The 11,130-nt window shown below is 76.6% G+C and carries 1 protein-coding gene; it reads right to left on the bottom strand.

Annotated elements, in window-relative coordinates:
* Nucleotides 1-15: 15 nt before the first annotated feature.
* Nucleotides 16-11,076, bottom strand: a complete 11,061-nt coding sequence (locus tag ACFVUY_RS07850) for a type I polyketide synthase (RefSeq protein ID WP_387728226.1) — start codon at nt 11,074-11,076, stop codon at nt 16-18.
* Nucleotides 11,077-11,130 lie beyond the last annotated feature (54 nt).

Genomic DNA, 11,130 nt, shown 5'->3' with positions numbered 1-11,130 from the left:
CGATTTCTCCATGGCTCAGGCGTCGTCTCGTTCGGTGTTCAGGGCCATCTCGATCAGCGCGTCGGCGTCCAGATCGTCCAGGTCGTCAAGGTCGTCGTCGTCCGGCACGTGCGCACCGTCCGGACCGTCCAACTGGTCCGGGCCGTCGGGCCCGTCGGGTGTGCCGGGTGTACCGGGTGTGCCCGACGGCGCCGGGTCCGCCAGGCTCAGCAGGGTGTCCATCAGTCCGGCCTCCCGCAGCCGCTCGATCGGGATGGCCGCCAGCGCCGCGCGGACCGCCGCCTCGTCCGGCCCGGCGGGCCGCTCCTCGGTCAGGACGCCCAGCTCCTCACCGAGGAAGGCGGCCACCCGCTGGGGGGTGCGGTGGTTGAACACCAGGCTCGGCGGCAGGCGCAGGCCGGTCACCCGGCTCAGCCGGTTGCGCAGCTCGACCGCGGTCAAGGAGTCGAAGCCGAGGTCCTTGAACGCCTGGCCGGCCGCGACGGAGCGGCCGTCCTGGTAGCGCAGCACGGTGGCCGCCTCGGCCCGCACCACGTCGACCAGGATCTGCGGGCGCCGGCGCGGCGGCGCCGCCGCCAGCCGGGCGGCGAGGGCGGACGCCTCGTCGGCGTCCTCCGCCGCGGCCGGCTCCGCGCTCGCGGCCGCCGCCGGCTCCTCCAGCAGTTCGTGCAGCAGCGGGCTGGGCCGGACGGAGGTGAACGCCGCGCCGAAGACCTCCCAGTCCACGTCGGCCACGGTCAGACCGCTCTCCGCCCGGTCGACGGCCTGGGCGAGGGCCTGAACGCCGAGTTCGGGATCCATCGGGGTGACGCCGCGGCGCAGCAGGCCGCCGGTGTCCCCGCTGACGGCCAGTCCGGCGCCCGCCCACGCCCCCCAGGCCACCGAGGTGCCGGCCAGGCCGCCGGCCCGACGGTGCTCCACCAGGGCGTCCAGGAAGGCGTTGCCCGCCGCGTACGCGCCCTGTCCGCCGCCGCCCCAGACCGCGGCGATCGAGGAGAAGACGACGAACTGCTCCAGGTCGAGCCCGGCGGTCAGCTCGTGCAGGTGCACCGCTCCCCCGAGCTTCGCGGCCAGCACCGCGTCGAGCCGGTCGGTGTCGGCCTCGTCCAGCCGGCCCAGGCCGTCGACCCCGGCGGCGTGCAGCACGGCGGTCAGCGGCAGGTCCTGCGGCACGGCGGCCAGCACGCGGGCCAGGGCGGCGCGGTCGGCCACGTCGCACGCGGCGAGGGTGACCCGGCTGCCGTACCCGGCCAGTTCGGCCGCGAGCTCCCGCGCGCCGGGGGTGTCCGCCCCGCGCCGGCCGAGCAGCACCAGGTGCGCGGCGCCGCGCCGGGCCAGCCACCGGGCGGAGTCCGCGCCGAGCGCGCCAAGCCCGCCGGTCACCAGGACCGTTCCGGTGGGCCGCCAGCCCTCGGGCGCCGGAACGGCGGTGTCCAGCGGGGCGCGCACCAGCCGGCGGGCCAGCAGGCCCGTCCCGCGAATCGCGACCTGGTCCTCGCCGGTGTCCTCGCCGAGCAGGACGGTCAGCAGGTCGGCGGCACGGGCGTCCACGGTGACCGGAAGGTCGACCAGGCCGCCCCAGCGCTCCGGGTTCTCCAGCGCGGCCACCCGGCCGAGGCCCCAGACCGACGCCTGGGCCGGGCTGTCCAGCGGATCGTCCCCGCCGGTGCGGACGGCGCCCCGGGTGGCCACCCAGAGCGGCGCCTCGATCCCCGCGCCGCCGAGCGCCTGGAGCAGGGCCACGGTGGCGGCGGTGCCCTCGGGCAGCGCCGATCCGGGCAGCGCGGAGCCGACGGCGGCGGTCAGCGACAGGACGCCGGAGACCTCACCCACCGCTCCGGCCGCCTCGGCGAGCAGGGCGGCCAGCGCGTCCCGGCCGGTGCCCGGGTCGACCACGACGGTGACCTCGGCCCCGGCGGACCGGAGCGCGGCGGTGGCCCACTCGGTCAGCTCGGAGTCCTGCGGCGCGACGACCAGCCAGCCGCCGTCAAGCAGCCCCGTGGCGGGCAGACCGGTCAGCGGCGTCCAGTCGACGCGGTAGCGCCAGCCGTCGATCGTCGCGTCCCGGCGGCGCCGGGTCCGCCACGCGGCGAGCGCGGGCACGACCGGGTCCAGCGCCTGCGGGCCGAGGTCCAGCGTGTCGGCCAGCTCCGCCAGGTCGCCGCGCTCCACGGCGGCCCAGAACCCGGCCTCCGCCGGGTCCGCCGGGTCGGCGTCCTGCGGCTTGCCGGCCGGGGCCTGGACCGGGTCCGGCCAGTAGCGGTCCCGCTGGAAGGCGTAGGTCGGCAGCGGAAGGTGACGGGCCGTGGGCAGCAGCGCGGACCAGTCGATCGCGACACCCGCCGTCCAGAGCGCGGCCAGCGCGGTCAGGACGGTCTCGCGGCCGTCCCGGTCCTTGCGCAGCAGCGGCACGCCGACCGCGTCGGGGGCGCTCTGCGCGGCCAGCGCGGTCAGCACACCGTCCGGACCGAGCTCCACGAGACGGGTGACGCCCTCGCGGTACAGGGTCTCGACGCCGTCGGCGAAGCGGACGGCCTCCCGGACCTGCCGCACCCAGTACTCGGGGGTGGCGAGCAGGCCCGGCTCGGCGATCCCGCCGGTCAGGTTGGAGACGAGCGGGATCCTGGGCTCGGCGAAGGTCAACTTCGCGAGGACGGCGGCGAATTCTTCGAGCATCGGCTCCATCAGGGCCGAGTGGAAGGCGTGCGAGACCGTGAGCCGGCGGGTCTTGCGACCCTCGGCCGACCAGCGCGCGGCGAACTCCTCGACCACCTCGGTCGGACCGGAAACCACCACGGAGGTCGGGCCGTTGACGGCCGCCACGTCCAGGCGGTCGCCGACCGCGTCACGGACCTCCGCCTCGGTGGCCTGCACGGCGAGCATCGCCCCGCCCTCGGGCAGCGCCTGCATCAGCCGGCCCCGCGCCGCCACCAGGGCGCACGCGTCCGGCAGCGGGAAGACCCCTGCGACGTGGGCGGCGGCGATCTCGCCGATCGAGTGCCCGAGCAGGAAGTCGGCCGTCACGCCCCAGGATTCGAGCAACCGGTACGAGGCGACCTCGACCGCGAACAGCCCGGCCTGCGCCCACACCGTCCGGTCCAGCTCCTCCGCCCCGTCGAACACCACGTCCTTCACCCGCTGGTCCAGCAGCAGGTCGAACTCCGCGCAGACCGCGTCGAAGGCCGCCGCGAAGGCGGGGAACGCCTCGTGCAGCTCCCGGCCCATGCCGACCCGCTGCGCACCCTGCCCGGTGAACAGGAACGCCGTCCGCCCCTCCGCCGCGACACCGGAGACGACCCCGCCCGCGGAGCGCCCGTCCGCCAGCGCGGCCAGACCGTCCCGCAGTGCCGCCCGGTCGTCGCCGAACACCACCGCACGGTGCTCCAGCGCGGCCCGGGAGAGCAGCGTCGACGCCACCTCCACCGGCCCGAACTCCGGCTCCCCGCCGAGGAATTCGGCCAGTCGCCCGGCCTGCGCCGCAAGCGCGCCGGCCGAGCGTCCCGACACGAGCCAGGGCAGCACGCCCTGTGCGGTCTCCGGCTCCTCGACCGCCACCGCCGGAGCGGCCTCCAGGATCACGTGGGCGTTGGTGCCGCTGATCCCGAAGGAGGACACGCCCGCGCGACGCGGGCGACCGGCCTCCGGCCACGGCCGGGCCTCGGTCAGCAGCTCGACCGCGCCCGCCGACCAGTCCACCTCGGAGGTCCGCCGCTCCGCGTGCAGGGTGGCCGGCAGCACCCCGTGCCGCAGCGCCTGCACCATCTTGATCACACCCGCCACACCGGCCGCGGCCTGGGTGTGCCCGATGTTCGACTTGATCGAGCCGAGCCAGAGCGGCTCGCCGTCGCGGCCCTGCCCGTAGGTGGCCAGCAGCGCCTGGGCCTCGATCGGGTCGCCCAGGCTGGTGCCGGTGCCGTGCGCCTCGACGGCGTCCACCTCGGCGGCCGACACCCCGGCGCTCGCCAGCGCCTGACGGATCACCCGTTGCTGAGCCGGACCGTTCGGCGCGGTGAGGCCGTTGGACGCACCGTCCTGGTTGACCGCGCTGCCGCGCACCACGGCCAGCACCTGGTGCCCGAGCCGCCGGGCGTCCGACAGCCGCTCGACCACCAGCACGCCGACGCCCTCGCCCCAGCCCGTACCGTCCGCGCCGGCCGCGAAGGGCTTGCAGCGGCCGTCCGCCGCCAGCCCGCCCTGCCGGGCGAACTCGGTGAACACCCCGGAGCCGGTCATCACCGTCACCCCGCTCGCGAGGGCCAGGTCGCACTCGCCGGAGCGCAGCGCCTGCGCCGCGAGGTGCAGCGCGACCAGCGAGGACGAGCAGGCCGTGTCCACGGTCATCGCCGGGCCCTCCAGCCCGAACGCGTACGCCACCCGGCCGGACAGGACGCTGGTCGCGCCACCGGTCAGCCGGTGCCCCTCGGTGTCCTGCGGCAGGTCCACGTCGACGCCGTAGTAGGACGGCGCGGCGCCGGCGAAGACGCCGATCGGCTCGCCCTTGAGCGCCCGGGGATCGAGGCCGGCGGATTCGAAGGCCTCCCAGGAGGCCTCCAGCAGCAGCCGCTGCTGCGGGTCCATCGCCAGCGCCTCGCGCGGCGAGATCCCGAACAGCCCGGCGTCGAAGTCCGCGACGCCGTCGACGAAGCCCCCGAGGGTGGCGTAGGCGCCGGACTGCCCGGTGAGGTCCCAGCCGCGGTCGGCCGGGAACCGCACGATCCCGTCCCCGCCCGTGGAGACCAGTCGCCACAGGTCGGCCGGGGAGGCCACGTGGCCGGGGAAGCGGCAGGACATGCCGACGATGGCGATCGGCTCGCCGGGGTCGGCGACGGCAGCCGTCGCGCGGGGCCGGGCGGCCTCCTCGGCCGCGCCGAGCAGCAGGGTGGCGAGGAAGTCCGCGAGGGCCGCGGCCGTCGGGTAGTCGAACACCAGGGTGGCGGGCAGCCGCCGGCCGGTGGCGGTGTTCAGCCGGTTGCGCAGTTCCACCGCGGCCAGCGAGTCGACGCCGAGGTCCTTGAACGCCTGCTGCGGCCCGACCGCCTCGGCACCCGCGTGGCCGAGCACGGTGGCCGTGTTCGTCCGGACCAGGTCGAGCAGCAGCTGCCGCCGCTCGCCGTCCTCCAGGCCCCGGAGGCGGCGTTCCAGCGTGGCCTGCCCGCCCGTCACCGGGCCGTCGGCGGCCTGCCGCAGGGTGGGGCGGACCAGGCCGCGCAGCAGGGACGGCGGCTCGGCGCCCGAGGCGCGGGCGGCCGCGAGGTCGAGCGGGACCGGCAGCAGGTGCGCGGCGGGCAGGGCGGCCGCGCGATCGTGGAGGGCGAGTCCGAGCTCGGCGGTCAGCGTGCCGGAGAGCCGGTCGCCGCTGGTCACGGTGGCACCCTCGGCGAGGTGTCCGGTGAGGGCGCTGGCCTTCGCCCACAGGCCCCACCCGAGCGACTGCGCGGGCAGGCCGTGCGCCCGGCGGTGCGCGGCGAGGGCGTCCAGGAAGGCGTTCGCGGCCGCGTAGTTGGCCTGGCCGCCGGTGCCGAAGGTCCCCGCGGCGGAGGAGTAGAGCACGAACGCGGCCAGGTCGGCGTCGGCGGTGAGCTCGTGCAGGTTGACGGCCGCGTCCACCTTGGGGCGCAGCACCGCGTCGAGCCGGGCCGGGGTGAGCGCGCCGAACACGCCGTCGTCCAGGACGCCCGCGGTGTGCACCACGCCGGTGAGCGGGTGCTCGGCGGGGATCGCGGCGAGCACCGCGGCCAGCGCCTCGCGGTCGGCGGCGTCGCAGGCCGCGACGGTCGCCTCGGCGCCCAGTTCCCGCAGTTCGGCGACGAGTTCGGCGGCACCGGGCGCCTCCTGGCCCTGACGGCTCAGCAGGAGCAGGTGCCGTACGCCGTGCTCGGCGACCAGGTGGCGGGCCAGCAGCCCGCCCAGGGTGCCGGTGCCGCCGGTGATCAGGACGGTGCCCTCGGGGTCGAGCGGCGCCGGGACGGTGAGGACGTTCTTGCCGATGTGCTTGGCCTGGCCGATGTACCGGAAGGCCTCGACGGCGTTGCGCACGTCCCAGGCCGTGGTCGGCAGGTCGTGCAGCGCGCCGGCGTCGAACAGCGCGATGACCTCGGCGAGGATCTCGCCCATCCGCACCGGTCCGGCCTCGCCGAGGTCGAAGGCTCGGTAGCGCACGTCCCCGCGCGGGAGGTCGGTGCGGACGTCGGCCTTGCCCATCTCCAGGAAGCGGCCGCCGGGCGCGAGCAGGCGCAGCGAGGCGTCGACGAACTCGCCGGCCAGGGCGTTGAGCACGACGTCCACGCCGCGTCCGCCGGTGGCGGCCCGGAAGGACTCCTCGAAGTCCAGGTCGCGGGAGGAGGCGATGCGGGTGTCGTCGAGGCCCTGGGCGCGCAGCACGTCCCACTTGCCGGCGCTGGCCGTGCCGTAGACGTCGAGGCCCAGGTGCCGGCCGAGCTGGACGGCGGCCATGCCGACGCCCCCGGCCGCGGCGTGCACCAGCACGGACTCGCCGGGCCGGACGTCGGCCAGGTCGCGCAGCCCGTAGTAGGCCGTCGCGAACACCAGCGGGACGGCGGCGGCCCGGCCGAAGGTCCAGCCGTCGGGGATGCGGGCCAGCAGGTCGCGGGCCGTGACCGCGGTGGCGGCGATGCCGCCGGAGAAGAAGCCGAACACCCGGTCGCCGGGGGCGAGGTCGGTGACGCCGGGGCCGGTCCCGACCACCACGCCGGAGGCCTCGGCGCCCATCGGCGCGCGCTCCGGGTACATGCCGAGCGCGAGCAGCACGTCGCGGAAGTTCACGCCGGCGGCGCGGACGGCGACCCGCACCTCGCCGGGGCCGAGCGGCCGGTCGGCGTCCGGAGCGGGGACCAGGGCGAGGTTCTCCAGCGTCCCGGGGCCGAGGGTGTCCAGGCGCCAGGCCTCCCGGCCGGACGGTACGGCGAGCGTGTCCGAGGGCCGGGCCAGCCGGGCGGCGAGGACGGCGCCGTCGCGGACGGCCAGCACCGGCTCGTCGCCGTGGGCGGCGACCGGGCACCAGTCGTCGGCCGGGGCCTCGCCGTCCAGGTCGACCAGCACGATCCGGCCGGGGTTCTCGGTCTGCGCGGAGCGGACCAGGCCCCGGACCGCGGCGGCGACCAGGTCGACCGGCTCCTGGCCCACGGCGACGGCGCCGCGGGTCACGACCACCAGCCGGGTGTCCGCCAGCCGCTCCTCGGCCAGCCAGGCCTGGAGGTCCGTCAGGAGGCGGCCGGCCGTCTCCCGCACCCTGGCCGGCAGGTCGACGGCCTCGGCGGCGGTGACGGGGACCGGCAGCACGACGGCCTGCGGCGCCGGGCGTCCGCCGTCGAGCGCGGCGACCAGCTCGGCGAGCCCGGCGTACCGGGGCGCGTCGAGCGGCGGGACGGCGGGCGCGGGGGTGTCCGCGCCGCCCGGGGCGGGCGCACCGAGCACGGCCCAGGTCGCGGGCCCGGCACCGGCGGCGCCCGCCGGCGTGACCGCGGTCCAGTCCAGCGCGAACAGCGCCTCGGCGACGGCCGGGCCGACGGCGGGGCGCAGCTGCTCGGCCTCGACCTCCCGCAGCACCAGGGACTCGATGGTCATGACGGGCGCCCCGGTGCCGTCGGCGACGCTCAGCGCCACGCCGTCGGCGGTCACGGTCAGGGTGACCCGCAGCACTGCGGCACCGGCCGCGTGCAGCCGGACGCCGGTCCAGGCGAACGGCATCCGGGCGGCCCGGTGGGCGTCCACGGCGGCGGAGAAGCCGACCGCGTGCAGTGCGGCGTCCAGCAGCGCGGGGTGCAGGCCGTACGCCTGCGCCTGACCGGCGGCGGCCTCGGGGAGCAGCACCTCGGCGTGGACGCTGTCACCGTCGCTCCAGGCCGCGTGCAGGCCCTGGAAGACCGGTCCGTAGCCGTAGCCGACGGCCGTCAGGCGGTCGTAGAAGCCGTCGAGGTCGACGGGCTCGACCCCCACCGGCGGCCAGGTTCCGGCAGCGGCGGAGCCGTCGGCGGCCGGGGTGGCGGAGCCCGCCGGGGAGAGCACCCCGGTCGCGTGGCACACCCACGCGGCGTCCTCCGCCTCGGAGCGCGACAGGACCTGCACGGTGCGGTCCCCGGCCTCGTCGGCCTCGGAGACGCTCACCTGGACGGCGACGCCGCCCTGCTGCGGCAGCACCAGCGGCGACTGGATCACCAGCTCGCGCAGCACCTCGCAGCCGGCCTCGCGGCCCGCCCTCAGCGCCATCTCCACCAGGGCGGTGCCGGGGACGAGCACGGTCTCCAGGACGGCGTGGTCGGCGAGCCAGGGGTGCACGGCCAGGCTCAGCCGCCCGGTCAGCACCAGTCCCCCGCCGTGCAGGGCGACGACCGCGCCCAGCAGCGGGTGCCGGGCCCCGGTCTGGCCGAGGGCCTTCACGTCGCCCGCCCCGGCGGTCGGCTTCGGCCAGTACCGCTGCCGCTGGAAGGCGTAGGTCGGCAGGTCGAGCCGGCGTCCGCCGGTGACGACCAGGGACCAGTCGAGTTCGATGCCGCTCGTCCACAGGGTGGCGATCGCGGTCAGCGCGGTCTCGGACTCCGCGCGGTCACGGCGCATCAGCGGGGCGACCACGCCCTCGGCGAGCTGCTGCCCGACCAGGCCCGACAGCACGGCGTCCGGGCCCAGCTCGACGTAGCGGGTGACGCCCCAGCCGTGCAGCGCTTCGACGCCGTCGGCGAAGCGGACGGCCTCGCGGACCTGACGGACCCAGTAGTCCGGCGTGGACAGCAGGCCGGGATCGGCGAGTTCGCCGGTCAGGTTGGAGACGACCGGAATCTGCGGCTCGGCGAAGTTCAACTCCGCGAGCACGGCGGCGAATTCGGCGAGCATCGGCTCCATCAGCGCCGAGTGGAAGGCGTGCGAGACCGTCAGTCGACGGGTCTTGCGGCCCTCGGCCGACCAGCGGGCCGCGAACTCCTCGACGACCTCCGCCGGTCCGGAAACCACCACGGAGGTACGGCCGTTGACGGCCGCGACGTCCAGCCGGTCGCCGATCGTCTCACGGACCTCGGCCTCGGTGGCCTGGACGGCGAGCATCGCCCCGCCGCTCGGCAGCGCGTCCATCAACCGCCCGCGCGCCGCCACCAGGGCGCACGCGTCGGCGAGGGAGAACACGCCAGCCACATGAGCGGCCGCCACCTCACCGATCGAGTGCCCGAGCAGGAAGTCGGGCATCACACCCCAGGACTCCAGCAGCCGGAACGACGCCACCTCGACCGCGAACAGCCCGGCCTGCGCCCACACCGTCCGGTCCAGGTCCTCGACGCCCTCGAGGACGACCTCGCGAACCGACCGCCCGAGCCTCCCGTCCAGCTCCGCGCAGACCGCGTCGAACGCCCCGGCGAACACCGGGAACGCCTCGTACAGCCCCCGGCCCATCCCGACCCGCTGCGCGCCCTGCCCCGTGAACAGGAACGCCGTCCGGCCCTCCGCCGCGACACCGGTCACTACCCCGCCCGAGGGACGACCGTCCGCCAGCGCGGCCAGGCCGTCCAGCAGCGCCGCCCGGTCGGACCCGAGCAGCACCGCGCGGTGCTCCAGCGCGGCCCGGGAGAGCAGCGTCCCCGCCACCTCCACCGGTGCGAACTCCGGCTCCCCGCCGAGGAATTCGGCCAGTCGCCCAGCCTGTGCCGCCAGCGCCTCGGACGATCCGCCCGACACCGGCCACGGCGCCATGCCGTTCGGCGCCGGGGGCTCCTCCACCGGAGCCCCCTCCGCCGAAGCCCCCTCCACCGAAAGCTCCGGCGCCGACTCCAGGATGACGTGGGCGTTGGTGCCGCTGATCCCGAAGGAGGACACACCCGCGCGGCGCGGACGGTCCGCCTCCGGCCACGGCCGGGCCTCGGTCAGCAGCTCGACCGCGCCGGTCGTCCAGTCGACGTGCGGGGACGGCGCGTCCGCGTGCAGGGTGGCCGGAAGGACGCCCTGCCGCATCGCCTGCACCATCTTGATGACGCCCGCGACACCGGCCGCCGCCTGGGTGTGCCCGATGTTCGACTTGATCGAGCCCAGCCACAGCGGCCGCCCCTCGGGGCGCTCCTGCCCGTAGGTGGCCAGCAGCGCCTGCGCCTCGATCGGGTCGCCCAGGCTGGTGCCGGTGCCGTGCGCCTCCACGGCGTCCACCTCGGCCGCCTCCAGCCGGGCGTTGGCCAGCGCCTGCCGGATCACCCGCTCCTGCGAGGGACCGTTCGGCGCCGTCAGCCCGTTGGACGCGCCGTCCTGGTTGACCGCGCTCCCCCGCACCACCGCCAGCACCTGGTGCCCGAGCCGCTGCGCGTCCGACAGCCGCTCCAGCACCAGCACGCCGACGCCCTCGCCCCAGCCCGTGCCGTCCGCGCCGGCCGCGAAGGCCTTGCAGCGGCCGTCCGCCGCCAGCCCGCCCTGCCGGTTGAAGCTGGCATACCCGCCGGGGGTGGACATCACGGTGGCGCCGCCCGCGAGGGCCAGGTCGCACTCGCCGGAGCGCAGCGCGTGCGCCGCGAGGTGCATGGCGACCAGCGAGGACGAGCAGGCCGTGTCCACGGTGACCGCCGGGCCCTCCAGCCCGAACACGTACGAGAGCCGGCCGGACATCACGCTGGCGGTGGTGCCGGTGGCGATGTGCCCCTCCAGGCCCTCCGGGGAGGCGAGCGCGACCAGGCCGTAGTCCTGGCCGTTGGTGCCCGCGAACACCCCGGTTCGGCTGCCGCGCAGCGCGCGCGGGTTCAGGCCGGCGGCCTCGAAGGCCTCCCAGGAGGCCTCCAGCAGCAGGCGCTGCTGCGGGTCCATGGCGGTGGCCTCGCGCGGGCTGATGCCGAAGAACGCGGCGTCGAACTCGTCGGCGTCGTGGAGGAAGCCGCCCTGCCGGGCGTAGTCGTCGTCCTCGTCCTCGGCCCAGCCCCGGTTGGCCGGGAAGTCGCCGACCGCGTCGGTGCGTTCGGCCACCAGCCGCCACAGCTCGGCGGGCGTCCGCACCCCGCCGGGGAAGCGGCAGCCCATGCCGACGATGGCGATCGGCTCCTGCGCGCGGTCCTCGATGGTGCGGATCCGGCGGTGCGCCTGGCGGAGCTCGCCCGTCACCCACTTCAGATGGTCGAGCAGCTTCTGGTCATCCGCCATGGATCTTCCCCTTCA

Origin of the sequence: Kitasatospora sp. NPDC058063, from assembly GCF_042885395.1 — a bacterium.
Lineage (GTDB): Bacteria > Actinomycetota > Actinomycetes > Streptomycetales > Streptomycetaceae > Kitasatospora > Kitasatospora lactacystinica.
The sequence above is the reverse complement of the archived record's forward strand: the minus strand, read 5'-3'. Positions and strand labels throughout refer to the sequence as shown.